We start from the raw sequence: 18,305 nt of genomic DNA, 5'->3' as shown, positions 1-18,305 counted from the left end.
GCGAGAGTGCGACTGCCGCAGTGCGGCATGCATGCACGGCCGATGCAGACCGGTGCCCATTGATGGGCGACAACACTGCGCTGCGTCTCACGCGTGCAGCGGCTCATCAGCAGCTCGCGTGATGCACAATGACGTGCGTGATGCCATGACATTGCGTCGATGGCAGCGTCATGACTTGCCGCGTGAGCAAGCGAAGGGTGCGCAAGATGCAGGCAGCGTGACCGCGGTAGCGCAACCTGCCGCTCCGTCAACACGTAGGCCCCTCACTATGAACTGACACGTGCAGGCCACGCATGCAGGCAGGCGCGCGATGACCGCGCGCCTGCACGTTGAACCTTTCGTTGAAGGTAGCCACTTCCTTCGATCGATGCGCCGGTTTGCACCTGCGGGAGCGCTTGGGGCGATGAGGCATCCCCGGGACACATCATCGCGCAGGCCCGCTCCTGCACGTGGGCGGCGGCCTGGAGCGCCTAACGAAACGCAGCGAGCGGTCGTCAGGCGCCTGCAGACAGCGCACAGGAATGCAGTGCACGCGTGGCACCGACCAATCCCGGGCACCGGCCGCCTGCGCGGCGGCTGCGCAGGCGTTTTTGTAGCGGCTCTCAGCCTTCCTGGGCGACCAATTCGGCCAACTGGACGGCGTTGAGCGCAGCGCCCTTGCGGATGTTATCGGAGACGATCCACAGGTTCAGACCACGCGGATGCGAGAGGTCTTCGCGGATGCGGCCGACGAATACTGCATCCTTGCCGGAAGCGTGGGTGACCGGGGTCGGGTAGCCACCAGGCTTGCGCTCGTCCACCACTTCCACGCCGGGCGATGCTTCCAGCAGCGCGCGCGCCGCTTCCACGGTGATCTTGTCGCGGGTTTCGATCGCCACCGCTTCGGAGTGGCCGTAGAACACCGGCACGCGCACCGCAGTGGGGTTCACCTGAATGCTGTCGTCGCCGAGGATCTTGCGGGTCTCCCAGACCAGCTTCATTTCTTCCTTGGTGTAGCCGTTGTCCTGGAAGTCGTCGATGTGCGGAATCAGGTTGAAGGCGATCTGCACCGGGAACCGCTGCGGATCGATCTGCTGGAAGCTCAGCAGCTCGCTGGTCTGCTTGCCCAGTTCTTCCATCGCCGAACGGCCGCCGCCGGACACCGACTGGTAGGTCGCCACATTGATGCGTTCGATGCCGTACTTGCGGTGGATCGGCCCCAGTGCCACCAGCATCTGCATGGTCGAGCAATTGGGGTTGGCGATGATGCCGCGCGGGCGCTGCTTGAGCGCTTCGGGATTGACTTCCGACACCACCAGCGGCACGTCGTCGTCGTAGCGGAACGCAGAGGAATTATCGATCACCACCGCGCCGGCGGCGGCGAACTTGGGGCCATATTCCTTGGACACGCTGCCGCCTGCGGAGAACAGCGCGATGTCCACGCCGGTCGGGTCGAAGTCGGCCAGATCCAGCACGTCGACCTTGCCGCCATTGAACTCGACCTGCCCGCCCGCCGAGCGCGACGACGCCAGGGCGTACAGGGTGGCGACCGGGAAGTTGCGCTCGGCCAGGATGCTCAGCATGGTCTCGCCGACAGCGCCGGTGGCGCCCACGACCGCGACGTTGAAACGACGGTTTTCGTTGCTCATGAGGTTTGTCTTTATCGAAAAGGGGAAAGAGGAAGCACTGCGCGCTGGGTTCGGGGAACCTCCAAAGCTGGCCGCGGAGGTTCCCTATCGTTTGCTCGAAATGGTGCCGGTGACGCCGGTTTTTTTCGCGTCCGCGTCGGTACCGCCATGGTTGGCAGCGGCAACCGCATCGGCATTGAGCGCGCTCGGCGGATGGCCGGCATGGGGGCCTTTGCCCAGCGCAGCGATCAGGTTGTCGACCGCCAACTGCACCATCGCGCGGCGCGTGGCCAGGCTGGCGCTGCCGATATGCGGGGTGAGCACCACGTTGTGCAGCGCCAACAGCTCCGGGCGCACGCGAGGCTCGCCCTCGTACACATCCAGGCCGGCACCGGCCAGACGCCCGTTAGCCAGCGCATCGGCCAGCGCCAGCTCATCGACGATACCGCCGCGGGCGATGTTCACCAGCGTGGCGGTGGCGCGCATCTTGCCCAGCGCCGCGGCGTCGATGATGTGGTGCGATTCCTTGGTGTAGGGCAACACCAGCACCAGATGATCGGATTGCGCCAGCAACGTATCGAAATCCACGTAGTGCGCGCCCAGCGCCTGTTCGGTGGCGGCCGGCAGCTGACTGCGGTTGTGGTACAGCACGCGCATGCCGAAGCCATGCGCACCGCGCCGCGCGATGCCCTGCCCGATCCGGCCCATGCCCAGGATGCCGAGCGTGCTGCCGTGGATGTCGGCGCCGAGCATGGTCTTGAACGACCACTGCCCCCACTGCCCGTCACGCAGCCAGCGCTCGGATTCGGTGATGCGGCGCGCGGTGGCCATCAGCAACGCAAAGCCGAGATCGGCCGTGGTTTCAGTGAGCACATCCGGCGTGTTGCTGGCCAGGATGCCGGCGGCGCTCAGCGCATCCAGATCCAGATTGTTGTAGCCCACGCCCACATTGGCGATCGCACGCAGTTGCGGCGCCGAGGCGATTTCGGCCGCGCCGATACGCTCGTTGAGAGTGATCAGGGCACCGTCCAGCGGCGCCAGGTGCGCGGCCAGCTCTGCCGGCGAATACGCGCTGACGTGCTCAGTGGTCGTCAGCTCGAAATGCTCGCCCAGCGGCGCGAGGACATCATCGAACAGCGGCTGGCTGACCCACACCTTGGGGCGCGTTGCTTCAGACATCGACCTGACCGGGAATGCGCGGCGACACCTCGCCGACATCGCCGCATTGCGCGCGATGACGCAGCGCCTGGTCCATCAACACCAAGGCCATCATCGCCTCGGCGATCGGGGTGGCACGGATGCCCACGCACGGGTCGTGGCGGCCGGTGGTGATCACATCGACCACCGCGCCGTCCGCGTCCACGGTCGCGCCGGGCAGGCGCAGGCTGGAGGTGGGCTTGAGCACCATCGAGGCGGTGACCGCCTGACCGGTGGAAATGCCGCCCAGAATGCCGCCGGCATGGTTGCTGAGAAAGCCTTCCGGGGTCATCAGGTCGCGGTGCTCGGTGCCCCTCTGCACGGCGCTGGCGAAGCCGTCGCCAATCTCCACGCCCTTGACCGCATTGATGCTCATCAATGCAGCAGCCAGCTCGGCATCGAGCTTGCCGTAGATCGGTTCGCCCCAGCCTGCCGGCACGCCGCCGGCCACCACGTCCACGCGCGCGCCGACCGAATCGCCGGACTTGCGCAGCGCGTCCATGTAGGTTTCCAGCTCTGGCACCTGCGCGGCATGCGGCCAGAAAAACGGGTTGTCTTCGACCGCATCCCAATCGAAACCGGTCGGACGGATCTCGCCCAACTGCGACAGGTAACCGCGCACCAGCACACCGTAACGCTGCTTGAGCCACTTCTTGGCGATGACGCCGGCGGCCACGCGCATGGTGGTCTCGCGCGCCGACGAGCGCCCGCCGCCGCGTGGATCGCGGATGCCGTACTTCTGCCAATAGGTGTAGTCCGCATGCCCAGGGCGGAACTGCTGGGCGATGTTGCTGTAGTCCTTGCTGCGCTGATCGGTATTGCGGATCAGCAAGCCGATCGGCGTGCCGGTGGTACGGCCTTCGTAGACGCCGGACAGGATCTCGATCTCATCGGCTTCGCGGCGCGCCGACGTGTGCCGGCTCTTGCCGCTGGCACGCCGTTGCAGATCGTGGGTGAACTCTTCCGGCGCGATCTCCAGACCGGGCGGGCAGCCATCGACGACGCAGCCGATCGCCGGCCCGTGCGATTCGCCAAAGGTGGTGACAGTGAACAGCTTGCCGAAGGAATTGGCACTCATGCGCACAGGCTCATCGCTGCGCGGCCAGCTCGGCGATGCGTGCGCCGTGTGCGATCAATTCGCGGCATTCCACCGCGAAGATGCCCATCTGCCCGACCTTGAACTCGACCCAGGCCAGGTCCACTTCCGGCAGCAGCTTGATCAGATGCTGCTCGGACTCGCCCACTTCGCAGATCAGCAAGCCGTCTTCGCTCAAGTGCTGCGGCGCATCGCGCAGGATCTTCAGCACCAGGTCCAGACCGTCCTCGCCAGCGCGCAGGCCGAGTTCGGGCTCGTAGGAATACTCCTGGGGCAGCGCGTCGGTTTCATCGTTGGTGACATACGGCGGATTGGTGACGATCAGGTCGTACCGGCGACTGCCCAGCCCGGCGAACAGGTCCGACTTGAGCAAGGTGACGTTGTCGGCATGCAGGCGCGCCTTGTTTTCGGCAGCCAGCACCAGCGCATCGTCGCTGATGTCCACGCCATCCACATCCCACTGCGGGTTGTAGTGACCCATCGCAATGGCAATACAGCCCGAGCCGGTGCACAGATCGAGCGCACGCGTCACTTCGCGGCCGCCCAGCCAGGGCTCGAAGCCAGCTTCGATCAATTCGGCGATCGGCGAACGCGGCACCAGGGCGCGTGCATCGCTCTTGAAACTCAGGCCGGCAAACCAGGCCTCGCCGGTGAGGTAAGCGGCCGGCACACGCTCGGTGATGCGGCGCTCGAACAAGCCAAGCACCCGCTCTTTTTCCGAGCGCAGCAATCGCGCCTGGCCGTAAGCCGGGCCCAGATCGTGCGGCAGGTGCAGGCTGTGCAGAACCAGTTGGGTGGCCTCGTCCAGCGCATTGTCGTAGCTGTGGCCGAAGGTCAGACCGGCTGCGTTGAAACGGCTGGTGCCGTAGCGGATCAGGTCGATGATGGTGTGCAGTTCGTCGGCCGCGGCGGCAGTCATGGCAACAACTAAAGAGGAATCGGCCCCCGATTATAGAGGTCGGATCGGTATCATGAGCGTCCGTTGCACTGGAAACCGCCATGTTCAATCGCAATACCGGCATCGTGCTACTGGTGGCGCTGGCCGCCGGTCTTGGGTTGTTGCTGGGTCAGAAGTTCTTCGGCGGGGCGCCCCGCTCGCCTTGGCCGCCCACCCAGACCATCACCTTTTACCCGCAGCCGCGCCCCTTGCCGCAATTCAGCCTGCGCCAGTCCGACGGCACTCAGTTGGTGCCAGGCGAGCTCAAGGGGCATTGGACGTTGGTGTTTCTGGGCTTCACCTTTTGCCCGGATGTCTGCCCGACCACCTTGACCGACCTGGCAGTGGCGCAGCAGCAATGGGAGAGCATTCCCGATGGCTTGCGCCCGCGCGTACTGTTCGTCTCGATAGACCCGCAGCGCGACCCGCCTGCGCGCCTGGGCGAGTACGCGCACGCCTTCCACAAGGACACCCTGGCCGCCACCGCGGACGTGCCGGCACTGGAACGCTTTGCCACCGCGCTGGGCTTCGTGTTCCAGAAGGTGCCGGGCAAGGGCTACGCACAGAATCCCAATGACTACAGCATGGATCATTCGGCCGCCATCGCCGTGCTCGATCCGCAAGGCCGCCTGGCCGGGCTGATTCGCCCCCCGCTCGACCCCAAGGCGATTGCCGCCGACCTCCAACAACTGACCAAGGTAACCGCACCGTGAGTCTCGTCACTTCCCTGACCTACGTGCTGCCGCACCGGTTGCTGTCTTCACTGGCGCGCGCGCTGGCGTATTCCGAGACACCCTCCACCAAGCAGTGGTTGATCGACACGGTGACGCGCAAGTTCGGCGTGGACCTGAGCGAAGCGCAGGAGCCGGATCCGCGCGCCTATCCCAGCTTCAACGCGTTCTTCACCCGCGCCTTGAAGCCCGATGCCCGCGTGCCGGATGTCGACCCGGAGGCGTTGCTGATGCCGGCGGACGGCCGCATCAGCCAGCTCGGCCCGATCGAGAACGGCCGCATTTTCCAGGCCAAGGGGCAGTCATTCACCGCTGCCGAATTGCTCGGCGACGCAGCAGCGGCAGTGCCGTTCAACGACGGCCTGTTCGCCACCGTGTACCTCTCGCCCAAGGATTACCACCGCGTGCATATGCCGTGGACCGGCACCTTGCGCGAAACCGTGCACGTGCCCGGGCGGCTGTTCAGCGTGGGCCCGGATGCAGTGCGCAACGTGCCACGCCTGTTCGCGCGCAACGAGCGGCTGGTGTGCCACTTCGACACCGACTTCGGCCCGATGGCCTCGGTGATGGTGGGCGCGCTCCTGGTTTCCGGGGTGGAGACGGTCTGGAGCGGCGTGGAGATTCCGCGCTATGGCGACCGCATCACGCGCAAGGATTACCGCGGCAAGGGCATCGTGCTGGAGAAGTTCGCGGAGATGGCGCGTTTCAACTACGGCTCGACGGTGATCGTGCTGCTGCCGCCGGGTGTGGCCAAGCTCGATGGCGGACTTCGTGCCGAAACAGCGGTTCGCCTTGGCCAGGCACTCGCACGTCGTCAGCCTGGCTGACGCGCAGCGGCGCGCGCAGCAGCATCGGCTTAGCCTGCGGCCTAGCGCCCCCCTGCAGGCGCGGCTTGCAGGGAGCTACCGTAACAACTCCACCGGGGCAACCGGCTGCTGCAAGAGCCCGGCCAGCACGCGCTTGCCGACGCATCGCTCGCTGCGTCGGCACCGATTGCGTCGCATCAGCGATCGCAGCCCGCCAGCTTGATGCTCTGCCCCGGCTTCAGCGCGTACGACGGCGCTTTCAAGCCGTTGGCCTTCGCCAGTTCCTTGATCTCGCACTGGTACTTCTGTGCGACGCGCCCGAGCGTATCGCCCTTGGCAATGGTGTAACTGCGCACCTGCTTGGCCTTGGGCTTGGCCACTGCCGGTTTGCCGGTGGCCACGGTGGTCGGCACGCCGGCCATCTGACTGACATCGCCCACCGCCACGCTGGGCACGTACTCAGGCGCGCTGCTGCGCACGATTGCGTTGTTGAGGTCGGCGGTGATCAAGGTCCGCGCCAGATCCGCGCGCGGGCCGTTGACGCAGTAACGCGTGTACAGGCTGACGATGCGGTTGGTGGCGTTGATGACGGTACCGGCCGGAATCCAGCCATCGGATTCGTAGCGCGGGTTGAGATTGCGCAGCGCACGCATGTAGCCGTCGCGCGTGCCCATGCTGCCCAGGCAGATGGTGAGCTCGTAGATGGTGGTCGACTTGGCCAGCTTGAGCGTGGCCGGCTGCGCATCGAGCTTGGGGAAGTCCACGCCGTACTGGCGCGGGTGCAGGAAGATCCACGCCGCCGCGATCACCATCGGCACGTAGTCCTTGGTTTCGGCCGGGAACTGGTTGTAGACGTCCTGATCCCAGAAGCCGCGCCCACCGCTCTGCGAGAACACGCGCGCGGCACGCCCTTCGCCGCCGTTATAGGCGGCCAGCGCCAGTTCGATGCTGCGGTTGAGCTCGGCCATGCGCTCGTTGAGATAGGCGGCGCTGGCTTCGGCGGCGCTGCGTGCATCGAAGCGCGTGTCGAAACCGGTGCCGTCCGGGCCCAGTCCAAAGCGACGCCCAGTGGCCGGCATGAACTGCATCAGCCCGGCTGCGCCCGCACGCGAACTGGCATGCACCTTGCCATTGGATTCCTTGGCCATGATGCCGAACAGCAGCGCCTCGGGAAGGCCGCGCTTCTGCCATTCCGGCCACATCACGCCGCGCAGGTTGCCGTAGTTCTCGTAGCTGGTGAGCAGCGCCGGGCGCATATCGGTGAGCCAGCGCCGGATGCCGGCCTGCACGGCCGGGTTGTACTGCACCATCTTGTCGAAGTCGTGGCGCTGGTCGTTGAGCAGCGTGGCGGCACGCGCGGCCTCGGGAACGCCGTTCGACGCCGGGCCGAGATGGTCAGGGTCGGCCTGCAGCAGCGTGTCGTCGTCTTCCGGATCTTCAGCGGCCGGCGCTTCGGCATCGGCGCGCGCCTTGAGCAGGCGCTTGTAGGTGGCCAATTGATTGGAAACCAGGCAGCCGCGCTGCTTGATGCAGGCGTCGATGATGTCTTCCATATCCTCCAGCGCGGCGTCGCCTTCGGCGGTGCCCTTGGGATCGGAGTTGTTCACCAGCACCAGCGCATCGCGATAGCGCTTTTCGGCGGCGGCCATGCGCGCGTCAAGCGCGGCGGCCTTCTCCGTGTCGCGTTTGGAGATAGCGTGGGCGGCGGGGACGACAGACATCAACGCAACCACGACCAGAACCGGCCATGGGCGCAAACCAAAATGAGCGAGCGGCATCGTAGGCAGTACAGCGGAAAGGCAGGCAGGGTAGCCGCCGGGGCGACACCGGGGCAAGGCGGCGGGGTCGCCGGGGTCAGTGGGCCGTTAGCTTGGTGGGAGTGATCGATGCTTGCGGCACCTGCAAACCGGCTCGCCGCGGCGACGAGTGACTGAGCCCACGGATACAGCGTGGCGTGCGCGTGACCGGCCGGTTCCATCCAGGCTGCCGGGCCAGAAGCCGCTGATCTGCAGACGGGCATTGCCCGCCGGGAATGCCCGCTAGAATCCGCACTTTCCCACCGGATCTGCGCTATGGCCTCGTTCCTGCTCGGCAAAGGCGTCACCGACGACATCCCGGTTGTGCTGGAAGGACGCTTCGGCAACCGCCACGGGCTGGTGGCCGGCGCCACGGGCACCGGCAAGACCGTGACGCTGATGACCCTGGCCGAAGGATTCTCGCGACTGGGCGTGCCGGTGTTCCTGGCCGATGTGAAAGGCGATGTCGCCGGCCTGGCCGTGGCTGGCAATGGCGCGCCTGGTGTGCTGCAGCGCGCCAAAGAGATGGACATTGCCGACTACGCCCCGGCCGCCAACCCGGTCGTGTTCTGGGACCTGTACGGGCAGCTCGGGCACCCGGTGCGTACCACCGTCAGCGAAATGGGCCCCACCCTGCTCGCCCGCATTCTGGAACTCAACGACACCCAGTCCGGCGTGCTCGACATCGTCTTCAAGCTGGCCGATGACCGAGGTTTGCTACTGCTGGATCTGGACGACCTGCGCGCGCTGCTCGCACTGGTGATCGAGCAACGCAAGGAGCTTTCGACCAGTTACGGGCTGGTCTCCAGCCAATCGGTGGCTGCCATCCAGCGCGCCTTGCTGCGTTTGTCGCACGATGGCGGCGAACACTTCTTCGGCGAGCCCGCACTGGAGTTGGCCGAGCTGATGCGCGTTGCGCCCGATGGCCGCGGCGTGATCGGCATCCTGGCTGCCAACCAATTGGTGCTCAAGCCGAAGCTGTATTCCACGTTCCTGCTATGGCTCCTGTCGGAATTGTTCGAACGCTTGCCGGAAGTGGGCGATCTGGAACAACCCAAGCTGGTGTTCGTGTTCGATGAGGCGCACCTGCTGTTCGACGATGCGCCGCCTGCGCTGGTGCAGCGGATCGAACAGGTGGTGCGTTTGATTCGTTCCAAGGGCGTGGGCGTGTATTTCTGCTCGCAGTTTCCCGACGACATTCCCGACAACATTCTCGGCCAGCTCGGCAACCGCGTGCAGCACGCATTGCGCGCCTACACCCCGCGCGACCAGAAGGCGGTCAAGACCGCCGCGCAGACCTTCGTGGGCAACCCCAAGCTCGATGTCGCCACCGCCATCTCCAGCCTGGGCACCGGCGAGGCGCTGGTGTCGCCGCTGCAGGGCAAAGGCGTGCCTGCGCCGGTGCAACAAACCCTGATTGCACCACCGCGTTGCCGGATGGGATCGATCACCGCACCCGAACGCGCGCAGGTGCGCGCCACCAGCCCGGTCGGCACGCGCTACGACACCGCCATCAATCGCGAATCGGCCGCAGAACTGCTCGCCCGCCGCGTCGAACAGGTGGCCGAACACAGCGCAGCCCCAGCCGCCCGCACCCGCGAAGACGACGAGGCGCACGACAGCGGCTTCGGCCAGGCGGTCAAGGACGCGGTCTTCGGCACCAGCCGTCGCCAGGGCATGCTGGAGGCGATGGCCAAGCAGACCTCGCGCACGGTGGGCAACAAGATCGGCCAGCAGATCGTGCGCGGCATTTTCGGCAGTATTTTTGGTGGGAGGCGCTGAGTACAGCGCCACACAGTGACGGGAACTACAACATGCAGGCAGATGCAGCTGTGGCCGCACTTGAAACCGCCAACCAACCGACTGCGGGCTTGTCGGACGAGCGCGGCAGGCACACCGAATCGACAGATCGCAATCGTGCGCGCCGGCTGCTGCGTGTTGCGCACGCGCACCTGACCATCGCCCGCTCCGTATTGTTCGTCCTGTTAGTCAGCGGCGTCAGCTCGGCACAGGCTGAGAAGAGAGCAAATCAAGATGCCCCCACCGACTGGCCATTGAACCGGCAACATCTGCTCGCCGGCCACTAGGCCGGCAAGTTGCACCCGGATAACAGGCGGTGTCCGTCCGTTCGCGCCGAACTCTGGAATGAGCAACGCGGCCCGTCATTCCAGCACGCCATGCAACTTGGCGTACTGCAGCAACATGATGGTCTTGGCGTCGGCGATCTCACCGGACGCGATCATCGCCAGCGCGGCATCGAGTGACAGCTCCAGTACCTCGATCTCTTCGCCGTCCTCTTCGACGCCTCCGCCAGCGCTCACCTTGTCGCCGTCGAAATACTCGCCGACGAAGAAGTACAGGCGTTCGGTGACCGAGCCGGGGCTCATGAAGGCCTCGAACACCTTGCGCACGTTGTCGATGCGGTAACCGGTCTCTTCTTCGGTTTCCTTGCGGATGCAGGTCAGCGCATCGTCCTGGTCGAGCAGGCCGGCGCAGGCTTCGATCAACATGCCATCCGGGTTGCCGTTGAGCAGCGTCGGCAGGCGGAATTGCCGGGTCAGCATCACCGTCTGCCTGGCGCGGCTGTAGAGCAGGATGGTGGCGCCATTGCCGCGGTCATACGCCTCGCGCGACAAGGTCTGCCAGCGGCCGTCCTTGCGCTGAAAGTCGAAGGTGACCTTGCGTAGCACATACCAGTTGTCCGACAGCACATCGATGCTGCGAATGCGAACCTGCGGGGTGTCGGCGACGGATGGATTCAAGCGAGATTCCTTGCGAGAGAGGGACGGGCCGCGCCTTCGCGATTGCGCGCAAGCGCATGCCGCCTGCGGCAACCTCGCCACATGGCGGGCGGCCGACAGGTAGCGGACCACAGGTTCTGCGCAGAAGTCCATGCGCGGCCGGTGGGCATGATGGCCCACGGCCCGCCCATTGCAATGATCGCGATGATCGCAATCGTCGTGAGCACTGCGTGTGCCGGCACCATCGGTGTGCGTTCGCACGGTCGACTGGGCAGGCCCGTCTCCACCAGCTGCCTGCGTCACGCAGTCCACCGCCGAGCGCGGTGCAGCCGCCGGGTGAGAGGCGGCCGCCCCCGACCCCACTCAAGCGGACCTCAACGCGCCAGACGCGATGCCGCAATTGCGCCCGGTCGCGCATCACCTCACAATCCCTTCACATCACACGCCTGGGGAGCGTCATGGAAGACCGTTTTCGCGCACGCAAGGTGGCCGCGCAGGCTGCGCCTGCACCGTTCTGGACCCGCATTCCCTCCATCGCCACCTACCCGCTGCGTGGCTCGGCGCTGTACGCGCTGATCGCACTGACGTTATGTAGCGCGTTATTGGTGCTGCCGGGCATCGTGACGCTGGTGATTGCTGGCGTGCTGGGCATGGCCACCTACACCTATGCGTTCGACATCCTGCGCCATACCGCCGATGGCGAGACCGACGCACCCCGCCTGGGCTACAACAGCTTCGATAGTGCCGTGCTGCGTTTGATCCTGCTGGCCATTGCACTTGGCATCGTGATCGGCGTGGCTGCCGCCATCGCGGGTCGGTTCGGGCTGACCATTGCCTATCTGGGCACCATGTTGCTGCTGCCCGGCATGCTGATCTCGCTTGCCATCGACGGCAGCCTGCGTCGCGCGCTCAATCCCGCCGTCTCGATCGACATGGCGCTGCGGATCGGCTGGCCGTATCTGGCCGCCTACGGCCTGCTCTATGTCATCCAAGGCAGCGGCACGGCAGCGATCTTCGTCGCGATGCACTATCTGCCCCCACTGGTGCGCGAAGCGACGGTGGTCATGACCTCGATCTGGTCCCTGTTCGCCAGCTTTCACCTGCTGGGCTATCTGGTCTACCAGTACCACGAGGAGCTCGGCTACGAGCCCAGCAGCGGAGCGGCGCACGCACGCAGCGACCCGGATCAGCGCCTGCTCGACGAGGCGGAACAGTATGTGCGCGACGGCCACTCCGATGAAGCCTTCCAGGCCTTGCGTGGTGCGGTGCGCTCGCGTGCGGTGAGTCTGGCGGTGCACGAGCTGTATCAGCGTCTGCTCCACCAACATCACCGCAACGACGAGCTACGCGAACACACGCGCCAGTACATCCATCGCCTGCTGCAGGAAAAGCAGGAACGGCGCGCGCTTGCACTACAGCGCGAGGCACTGGACATCGACTCCACATTTACACCGCTGACGCCCGAGCAGGCCAATGTGCTGACCGAGCGCGCAAAGATGGCCGGACAGTTCCAATTGGCAACCGACGGCCTGCTGGCCGCCATCGCTGCATGGCCACGCGACCCGATGTTGCCAACCTGGTCGCTGGACGCCGGTTTGCTGCTGGCCGAGCGCTTCGGTCGCGATGACGAGGCACGTGGCGTGCTGCAGAACGCAATGGATCGCTGCGAAGACGATGCACTCCGCGCGAAGCTGGATACAGCGTTGAAAGCTGTGACAATTCAACCTGCTTAAGCGGCTGTCAAACCTGTTGAGGGCTCTGATCAAACAGCGCGCATCGAGACTGCGCGCAGGGGCCAGCCAACGCGACGGATCCTTGCGTGCTCGCCGTCGCGAAGCTTTAGACGGAATGGATGCCGCATAAGAGCGTGCATGGACGTAGTTGCAGCGTTCGCTGCGATGGGGGCGCACGGGCACTGCAACCAGCCACAGAGCATCCGCTCTATTATCGACAGACGATCGATGGCGGTGCATGTTTGGCTTGGTGCAGCACGCCAGCAGGCTGAAACGGATTACCCATTGTCGAGCAGAAACCGTGCCTTGGTGGCCGGACCTTGCTCGGGAAACTGCTCTGCGACCATACGCAGCAGGCGCGTGCGCTGCTCGCCTGCCTGCAGCTCGCCGTGACGCAAGGCAAGCACAAACCACTGTTGCGCCAGTTCGTCGCGTGGCGCACTCAGCGCGCCTTCCTTCAACAAGCGCTCGGCATCGGCCAGCAGTCCGTTGCGTATGCACGCAGCGATCAGCGCCCTGCGTGCCGGAAGACCATAGGCGATCTTGGCCTTGCTGAGGTCGTCGGCGACCGCCAGTTGGACACGCGTCTGTTCCGCGTTGTGCGTCTGCAGTGTCAGCAAAGTCTCGGCATGGCGCAGGCTGTCCTGGCGACGTCCTGCATGACGTGCGGCCCGATAGCGCGCAAGCGCAACGTCACGATTGTGCGGCTGCTCACTGGCCAACTCTGCCAAGAGAGACTCGGCCTCGGCGTTTTCCATCCGGCCCAGATGCCGCTGCGCACGCTCCCAGCGATCGTCCGCCTCTACCGCATCGCCCTCCTCCATGAATGCCGGCCGGGTTCGCCGCAGCAGCACCAGCAACGCGCCCAGCAGTGCACCGCTGACCAGGCCGCCGGCATGCGCTTCGAAGGCAACCGCACCGTTGTCGCTGGATGCCAGGCTGTACAACTCCCAGCCCAGCCATAGGGGCAGCAGCAGGATCGCCGGGCCACGCGCGTAGTTGAAGACCACGAAAAACCAATAGAAAAAGCGCACCTTGCGCCGTCCCCAGACCACGCAAAACGCGCCCATCAAGGCGGCGATGGCACCGGAAGCACCCAAGCCGCCACCCGGCTCGCCCCAACGCCACCAAAGGCTTGCCAGGCTGGCACCGAATCCGCCAAGCAGATACAGCAGCAGGAACCAGCCACTGCCAATCGCCCCTTCCAACAACGTGCCTAGCGCAATCAGAAACAGCATGTTTCCCAACAAATGGTCGAAACTGCCATGCAGGAACGTGGCGGTCAGCATGCGCGCTGGCGACCATTCGGAGCTGCGCTGCAAATGGCGTAGCGTGAATATCTTGGACAGCCGCGTGTCGTAAGGCGCACGCAAGGCTCGCCATTCGCGCAGATGCTCGTCATCCTGGAACAAGCGACCGCTGCGCAGCGCCTGTTCGAAGGCGACATCGTGCATCGTCAGGTGCGCCAGATATGCGCTGCGCTGCTGCGCGGGAACAGTGTCCAGCATTGCCTGGCGTGCCGCGCGCAGCTTGGCGTCAGCGGTCTGCTGCAGGTAACGGGTATGCGCATCGGCCTCCAGCGCGCCCAATCCGGAGTGCACGTAATAGTGCACGGCACTCTCGACCAGGCTGTCGTCCTTGCGCTGGTAGCCTAGGTAGACCGCCACATTGATCAGCACCAGCAGCAGCGTCACCCAGGGAATGTTCTGGCGCGACCAGGGTTTGTGCAGCGGCATGATCAACATGACGACGTCCGTGTCCGAGAATGGCGCAAAGCTTCGCTGTGCGGCGGCAGATGCGCAAGCACGTCATGCGCGCTAGCATCGCGGCCCCGCCGTCCGAACCTACCCAGCCCATGAGCCGTTGGCGCCCACCTGCCGAAAAAAGCACCGCGCTGATCACGCCCGAAGGCCATGCCCGCCTCAAGGCCGAGCTGGACGACTTGTGGCGCGTGCGTCGGCCCGAGGTGGTTCGCGCACTGGCGGCGGCAGCCGCAGAAGGCGACCGCTCGGAAAATGCGGAATATACCTATCGCAAGAAGCAGCTCGGCGAGATCGACCGCCGTGTGCGCTATCTGAGCAAGCGCCTGGAAGCGCTGCGGGTGGTGGATACGGCGCCCACCGACCCGAATGCGGTGTTCTTCGGCGCGCAGGTGGAACTGGAAGATGCCGACAGCGGCGAGCTGCTGCGCTACCGCATCGTCGGCCCGGACGAAACCGATGCCGGACGCGGCTGGATCAGCATCGATTCGCCGCTGGCGCGCGCGCTGCTGAAAAAGCGCGTGGACGACGAATTCGACGCGCAATTACCGGCCGGCAAGCACACCTTTGTGGTGGTGTCGGTGGACTACGCAACTCCGTAGTCGGCAGCTGCCCGCAAATGGCTGACCTATCGAAACGCCTGCGCGCGATGTGGCTTTAGCGGTCAGCCTGCATCGCGCGCCAGCGCGCTCCTACAGAGCAACACGTTCTGGGTTTAACCGGAGCGCGTCGGCGTTGCAGCACACGCCGATCACACCATCTGCAGATTCAACGGGCGCCCTTGCTGGATTGCGGCGTTCGCCGGCAGTGCATCACCGAACAGGTCGTGCTCATCGCTGTCGGTGATTTCCACGTCGACCAGATCGCCCACCTTCAACCCGAGCTCGCCGCCGTTCTGGATATGCACCAGCCCATCAATCTCCGGCGCATCGGCGCGTGAGCGCGCCACGGCGATGTCGTCTTCGATCAGATCCACCAGGCATTGCTGCACGCTGCCGATCTTGGCTTCCAGACGCAACGCAGAGATCTCCGCCTGCTTGGCCATGAAGCGTGCCAGGCGCTCCTGCTTCACTTCTTCCGGAACCGGGTCCGGCAAGGCGTTGGCGCTGGCGCCATCGACCGGCGAATACGCGAATGCACCGACGCGGTCCAGCTGCGCCTGATCCAGGAAGTCCAGCAAGGATTCGAACTCGGCATCGGTCTCGCCGGGGAAACCGACGATGAAGGTCGAACGCACGGTGATCTCCGGGCACATCGCCTTCCAGCGCTGCACGCGCTCCAGGGTCTTTTCCACTGCACCCGGACGTTTCATCAACTTGAGGATGCGCGGGCTGGCGTGCTGGAACGGGATGTCCAGATACGGCAGCAGCTTGCCGTCGGCCATCAGCGGAATCACGTCGTCCACGTGCGGATACGGATACACGTAATGCAGGCGCGTCCACACGCCCAGCTCCGACAGGCCCTCGCACAGCGCCTTCATGCGGGTCTGGTACATGCGGTCGCGCCACGGGCGCTCGGCATATTTCAGATCCACGCCGTAAGCCGAGGTGTCCTGAGAGACCACCAGCAATTCCTTGACGCCACCGCGGACCAGCCGTTCGGCCTCGCGCAAGACTTCATCCACCGGACGCGAGACGAGATCGCCACGCATCGACGGGATGATGCAGAAGCTGCAGCGGTGATTGCAGCCTTCGGAAATTTTGAGATACGCGTAATGGCGCGGGGTCAGCTTGATGCCGTAGTCCGGCACCAAATCCACGAAGGGGTCGTGACGCGGCGGCAAGGCAGCGTGCACCGCCTCCATCACACTCTGGTAGTCCTGCGGGCCGGACACCGCCAGCACCTGCGGGTACGCCTCACGGATCTGCTCCGGGCGCTTGCCCAGGCAGCCGGTGACGATGACCTTGCCGTTGGCGTTCATCGCCTCGCCAATCGCGTCCAGCGACTCGGTCACCGCAGAATCGATAAAACCGCAGGTGTTGACCACCACCACATCGGCAGCGTCGTAACTGGGCACGATGTCGTAACCCTCCACGCGCAACTGGGTGAGGATACGTTCGGAATCGACGAGCGCCTTCGGGCAGCCAAGGCTGACGAAGCCGACTTTGGGGTTCAGCTGGGACATGGAAGCAGGAGCCTGGGAACGGAGCGGCCTGGGGCCTGAGCGGCCCAATTATAGCGGTGCGTGAGCAATGCTCTGAGCCGCATGCCGCGCAAGCGAGTTCATCTTAGCGGAACCCTCACCTTCCGCGCCGCCAATCCGGTCGATAATGCGCCCCCGTCCTTCAGCAGGAGTTTCCATGGGTCACTGGACCACGCTCGACACCCCCGACGGCCAGGTTGCCGCCTGGCACGCCACACCTGCTTCCAGCCCGCGCGGCGGCCTGGTGGTGATTCAAGAGATCTTCGGCGTCAACGAACACATCCGCGCAGTGGCCGATGATTACGCCACACGCGGCTATGAAGTGCTGGCACCGGCCTTCTTCGACCTCGAAGAAAAAGACGTGCAGCTGCCGTACGACCAGGAAAGCGTCCAGCGCGGCCTGGCGCTGGCCAATGCAGTGGGCCTCGAGCGCGCGGTGGAAGTAGTGAAATCCGCAGCGACCCTGCTGACCCGCGCCGGCAAGGTCGGCACGGTGGGGTATTGCTGGGGCGGCTCGGTGGCACTGCTGTCGGCGATTCGCCTGGGCCTGCCGTCGGTGAGCTATTACGGCGGCCGCAACACCCAGCTGCTGGACGAAACCCCCAAGGCACCGGTGATGTTCCACTTTGGCGAGCGCGATGCCAGCATCCCGCCCGAGGCGATCCAGGCCCATCGCGAGAAGCTGCCGCAGATGGAAACCTTCGTGTATCCGACCGGGCACGCCTTCAACCGCAGCATCGACCCGACCCACTACGATGCCGACAGCGCCGAGCGTGCATTGGAGCGCACCCTGGGCTTCTTCGCAGCGCACCTGGGATGAGCGACACCGCACCAGGCGCGCCTGCGGGCGGTTTTCAGCTCGATCCGCGCCTGGCGGCGGACAGCGTGTTCGTCGCCGACGGACCGCTGTCGCAGGTGCGGCTGATGGACGATGCGCGCTTCCCGTGGCTGGTGCTCGTTCCGCGGGTGGCCGATGTCAGTGAGTGGATCGATCTGGATGGTGGCCAGCAGCGTTTGTTGCTGGCCGAAGTCAACCAGCTCTCGCAGTTGCTGCGCGTCGAACCTGCGGTCAGCAAGCTCAATATTGGCGCGCTGGGCAATATCGTGCGGCAGCTGCACGTGCATCTGGTCGGTCGCCATCCCGGCGATGCGGCCTGGCCGGGTCCCGTCTGGGGCAGCGGCAGTGCGCAGCGCTTTGCGCCCGACACGTTGCAGCACCATGTCGCAGCGTGGGCGCAGCGGCTACGATAGGCGCCTGTCTTTCAACCAGTCTCCCGCATGAAATCCAATGTCGTCGCCGCGCTGATCCTGATCCTCGTCGGCCTGCTGTTCCTGGCCAACAACCTGGGCTGGACCAATCTGAGTATTGGTCGTCTGATCGCTACCTGGTGGCCGGCCGCCTTGGTTGCTTGCGGAATCGGCATGCTGTTCGGGCGCGGAAAGTAGGCGGGACCGGGAGGGGGGAGTTGAGATTGTGAGTGATTAGAGCGGGCTGCTGGCGCTGCTGATATTCCAGCGGCTGGGCAGGATTGGCGCTTGCGCGTTGAGGTCAGGCGCGACGCTTGATCGCGTCGTTGCTATTGCGCTCGTGGCAGTTCAATCAACGATCGATCTCTTACCCACGCTTTCCGTACGCATCGGTTGCTGCAGGGTTGGACGGGTTCAGCTCTGTCCTGAGCAGAGCCAGTGCAGTCTTTCGCTCACCGCAGCGCCCTTCTCGCATCGCGAGAAGGTGCCCGGAAGGGGCGGATGAGGGTA

Annotated in this window: 17 protein-coding genes and 1 other RNA gene; 9 read left to right on the top strand and 9 right to left on the bottom strand. The window is 65.1% G+C overall.

Features of this window, described 5'->3' with window-relative positions; translation table 11 throughout:
* Positions 1-468: 468 nt before the first annotated feature.
* The 5 genes from M0D43_RS19250 to prmB form a co-directional block, all read right to left on the bottom strand.
* Positions 469-543, bottom strand: a non-coding RNA gene (locus M0D43_RS19250) — sX9 sRNA.
* Between the two features lie 59 nt (positions 544-602).
* The gene (locus M0D43_RS19245) at positions 603-1,628 is read right to left on the bottom strand and encodes an aspartate-semialdehyde dehydrogenase (protein WP_260807488.1); all 1,026 of its coding nucleotides are present in this window, start codon (positions 1,626-1,628) and stop codon (positions 603-605) included.
* A gap of 84 nt (positions 1,629-1,712) precedes the next feature.
* Positions 1,713-2,786: a 2-hydroxyacid dehydrogenase gene (locus M0D43_RS19240; protein ID WP_260807487.1), complete on the bottom strand. Its 1,074-nt coding sequence runs from the start codon at positions 2,784-2,786 to the stop codon at positions 1,713-1,715.
* Positions 2,779-3,882 carry a chorismate synthase gene (aroC, locus tag M0D43_RS19235; protein ID WP_260807486.1) on the bottom strand — a complete coding sequence of 368 codons (1,104 nt, stop codon included), beginning with the start codon at positions 3,880-3,882 and terminating at the stop codon, positions 2,779-2,781. The genes M0D43_RS19240 and aroC overlap by 8 nt, the downstream gene beginning before the upstream one ends.
* Positions 3,883-3,892: 10 nt before the next feature.
* Positions 3,893-4,819, bottom strand: a complete 927-nt coding sequence (prmB, locus tag M0D43_RS19230) for a 50S ribosomal protein L3 N(5)-glutamine methyltransferase (protein WP_252162637.1) — start codon at positions 4,817-4,819, stop codon at positions 3,893-3,895.
* A gap of 80 nt (positions 4,820-4,899) precedes the next feature.
* On the opposite strand from prmB, the gene M0D43_RS19225 reads away from it, so the two are divergent.
* Positions 4,900-5,550: an SCO family protein gene (locus M0D43_RS19225; protein WP_101361456.1), complete on the top strand. Its 651-nt coding sequence runs from the start codon at positions 4,900-4,902 to the stop codon at positions 5,548-5,550.
* Positions 5,547-6,395 carry an archaetidylserine decarboxylase gene (asd, locus tag M0D43_RS19220; protein WP_252162636.1) on the top strand — a complete coding sequence of 283 codons (849 nt, stop codon included), beginning with the start codon at positions 5,547-5,549 and terminating at the stop codon, positions 6,393-6,395. Before M0D43_RS19225 ends, asd begins: the two co-directional genes overlap by 4 nt.
* A 176-nt stretch (positions 6,396-6,571) precedes the next feature.
* Here asd and M0D43_RS19215 read toward each other — a convergent pair whose 3' ends face one another.
* Positions 6,572-8,152, bottom strand: coding sequence for a transglycosylase SLT domain-containing protein (locus M0D43_RS19215; protein ID WP_252162635.1), 1,581 nt, complete (start codon positions 8,150-8,152; stop codon positions 6,572-6,574).
* A gap of 294 nt (positions 8,153-8,446) precedes the next feature.
* On the opposite strand from M0D43_RS19215, the gene M0D43_RS19210 reads away from it, so the two are divergent.
* The gene (locus tag M0D43_RS19210) at positions 8,447-9,952 is read left to right on the top strand and encodes a helicase HerA-like domain-containing protein (RefSeq protein ID WP_252162634.1); all 1,506 of its coding nucleotides are present in this window, start codon (positions 8,447-8,449) and stop codon (positions 9,950-9,952) included.
* Between the two features lie 32 nt (positions 9,953-9,984).
* Positions 9,985-10,257 carry a hypothetical protein gene (locus tag M0D43_RS19205; RefSeq protein WP_252162633.1) on the top strand — a complete coding sequence of 91 codons (273 nt, stop codon included), beginning with the start codon at positions 9,985-9,987 and terminating at the stop codon, positions 10,255-10,257.
* 75 nt (positions 10,258-10,332) lie between these two features.
* Here the strand turns inward: M0D43_RS19205 and nudK are convergent, their stop codons facing one another.
* On the bottom strand, positions 10,333-10,932 hold the full coding sequence (gene nudK, locus M0D43_RS19200) for a GDP-mannose pyrophosphatase NudK (RefSeq protein WP_252162632.1): 600 nt from the start codon (positions 10,930-10,932) through the stop codon (positions 10,333-10,335).
* 437 nt (positions 10,933-11,369) lie between these two features.
* On the opposite strand from nudK, the gene M0D43_RS19195 reads away from it, so the two are divergent.
* On the top strand, positions 11,370-12,644 hold the full coding sequence (locus M0D43_RS19195; RefSeq protein WP_252162631.1) for a hypothetical protein: 1,275 nt from the start codon (positions 11,370-11,372) through the stop codon (positions 12,642-12,644).
* 278 nt (positions 12,645-12,922) lie between these two features.
* On the opposite strand, the gene M0D43_RS19190 is transcribed toward M0D43_RS19195, so the two are convergent.
* On the bottom strand, positions 12,923-14,389 hold the full coding sequence (locus M0D43_RS19190) for a rhomboid family intramembrane serine protease (RefSeq protein WP_252162630.1): 1,467 nt from the start codon (positions 14,387-14,389) through the stop codon (positions 12,923-12,925).
* A gap of 110 nt (positions 14,390-14,499) precedes the next feature.
* On the opposite strand from M0D43_RS19190, the gene greB reads away from it, so the two are divergent.
* On the top strand, positions 14,500-15,006 hold the full coding sequence (greB, locus tag M0D43_RS19185) for a transcription elongation factor GreB (RefSeq protein ID WP_101362407.1): 507 nt from the start codon (positions 14,500-14,502) through the stop codon (positions 15,004-15,006).
* 149 nt (positions 15,007-15,155) lie between these two features.
* Here greB and rimO read toward each other — a convergent pair whose 3' ends face one another.
* Positions 15,156-16,529, bottom strand: coding sequence for a 30S ribosomal protein S12 methylthiotransferase RimO (rimO, locus tag M0D43_RS19180; RefSeq protein ID WP_252162629.1), 1,374 nt, complete (start codon positions 16,527-16,529; stop codon positions 15,156-15,158).
* A gap of 175 nt (positions 16,530-16,704) precedes the next feature.
* Between rimO and M0D43_RS19175 the strand changes: the two genes are divergently transcribed.
* Genes M0D43_RS19175 through M0D43_RS19165 form a run of 3 tightly spaced genes read left to right on the top strand, consistent with a single transcriptional unit; the run spans position 16,705 to position 17,993 of the window.
* A complete protein-coding gene (locus M0D43_RS19175; RefSeq protein WP_252162628.1) occupies positions 16,705-17,367 on the top strand; it encodes a dienelactone hydrolase family protein in 663 nt (220 codons plus the stop codon).
* On the top strand, positions 17,364-17,798 hold the full coding sequence (locus M0D43_RS19170; RefSeq protein WP_101361465.1) for an HIT domain-containing protein: 435 nt from the start codon (positions 17,364-17,366) through the stop codon (positions 17,796-17,798). The genes M0D43_RS19175 and M0D43_RS19170 overlap by 4 nt, the downstream gene beginning before the upstream one ends.
* 27 nt (positions 17,799-17,825) lie before the next feature.
* Positions 17,826-17,993 (top strand): LiaI-LiaF-like domain-containing protein, encoded by a 168-nt coding sequence (locus tag M0D43_RS19165; protein ID WP_008577498.1) that lies wholly within the window; start codon positions 17,826-17,828, stop codon positions 17,991-17,993.
* Positions 17,994-18,305: the final 312 nt, after the last annotated feature.

The organism is Xanthomonas prunicola (assembly GCF_025266575.1).
Taxonomy (GTDB): Bacteria; Pseudomonadota; Gammaproteobacteria; order Xanthomonadales; family Xanthomonadaceae; genus Xanthomonas; species Xanthomonas prunicola.
The sequence above is the reverse complement of the archived record's forward strand: the minus strand, read 5'-3'. Positions and strand labels throughout refer to the sequence as shown.

What these genes read in the sequence shown, in the direction of transcription:
- M0D43_RS19245 (WP_260807488.1), bottom strand. Translation starts at nt 1,628, where the DNA reads ATGAGCAACGAAAACCGTCGTTTCAACGTCGCGGTCGTGGGCGCCACC.
- M0D43_RS19165 (WP_008577498.1), top strand. Translation starts at nt 17,826, where the DNA reads ATGAAATCCAATGTCGTCGCCGCGCTGATCCTGATCCTCGTCGGCCTG.
- M0D43_RS19170 (WP_101361465.1), top strand. Translation starts at nt 17,364, where the DNA reads ATGAGCGACACCGCACCAGGCGCGCCTGCGGGCGGTTTTCAGCTCGAT.
- aroC (WP_260807486.1), bottom strand. Translation starts at nt 3,882, where the DNA reads ATGAGTGCCAATTCCTTCGGCAAGCTGTTCACTGTCACCACCTTTGGC.
- M0D43_RS19240 (WP_260807487.1), bottom strand. Translation starts at nt 2,786, where the DNA reads ATGTCTGAAGCAACGCGCCCCAAGGTGTGGGTCAGCCAGCCGCTGTTC.
- M0D43_RS19195 (WP_252162631.1), top strand. Translation starts at nt 11,370, where the DNA reads ATGGAAGACCGTTTTCGCGCACGCAAGGTGGCCGCGCAGGCTGCGCCT.
- M0D43_RS19210 (WP_252162634.1), top strand. Translation starts at nt 8,447, where the DNA reads ATGGCCTCGTTCCTGCTCGGCAAAGGCGTCACCGACGACATCCCGGTT.
- prmB (WP_252162637.1), bottom strand. Translation starts at nt 4,819, where the DNA reads ATGACTGCCGCCGCGGCCGACGAACTGCACACCATCATCGACCTGATC.
- greB (WP_101362407.1), top strand. Translation starts at nt 14,500, where the DNA reads ATGAGCCGTTGGCGCCCACCTGCCGAAAAAAGCACCGCGCTGATCACG.
- M0D43_RS19205 (WP_252162633.1), top strand. Translation starts at nt 9,985, where the DNA reads ATGCAGGCAGATGCAGCTGTGGCCGCACTTGAAACCGCCAACCAACCG.
- rimO (WP_252162629.1), bottom strand. Translation starts at nt 16,529, where the DNA reads ATGTCCCAGCTGAACCCCAAAGTCGGCTTCGTCAGCCTTGGCTGCCCG.
- M0D43_RS19215 (WP_252162635.1), bottom strand. Translation starts at nt 8,152, where the DNA reads ATGCCGCTCGCTCATTTTGGTTTGCGCCCATGGCCGGTTCTGGTCGTG.
- M0D43_RS19190 (WP_252162630.1), bottom strand. Translation starts at nt 14,389, where the DNA reads ATGTTGATCATGCCGCTGCACAAACCCTGGTCGCGCCAGAACATTCCC.
- M0D43_RS19175 (WP_252162628.1), top strand. Translation starts at nt 16,705, where the DNA reads ATGGGTCACTGGACCACGCTCGACACCCCCGACGGCCAGGTTGCCGCC.
- M0D43_RS19225 (WP_101361456.1), top strand. Translation starts at nt 4,900, where the DNA reads ATGTTCAATCGCAATACCGGCATCGTGCTACTGGTGGCGCTGGCCGCC.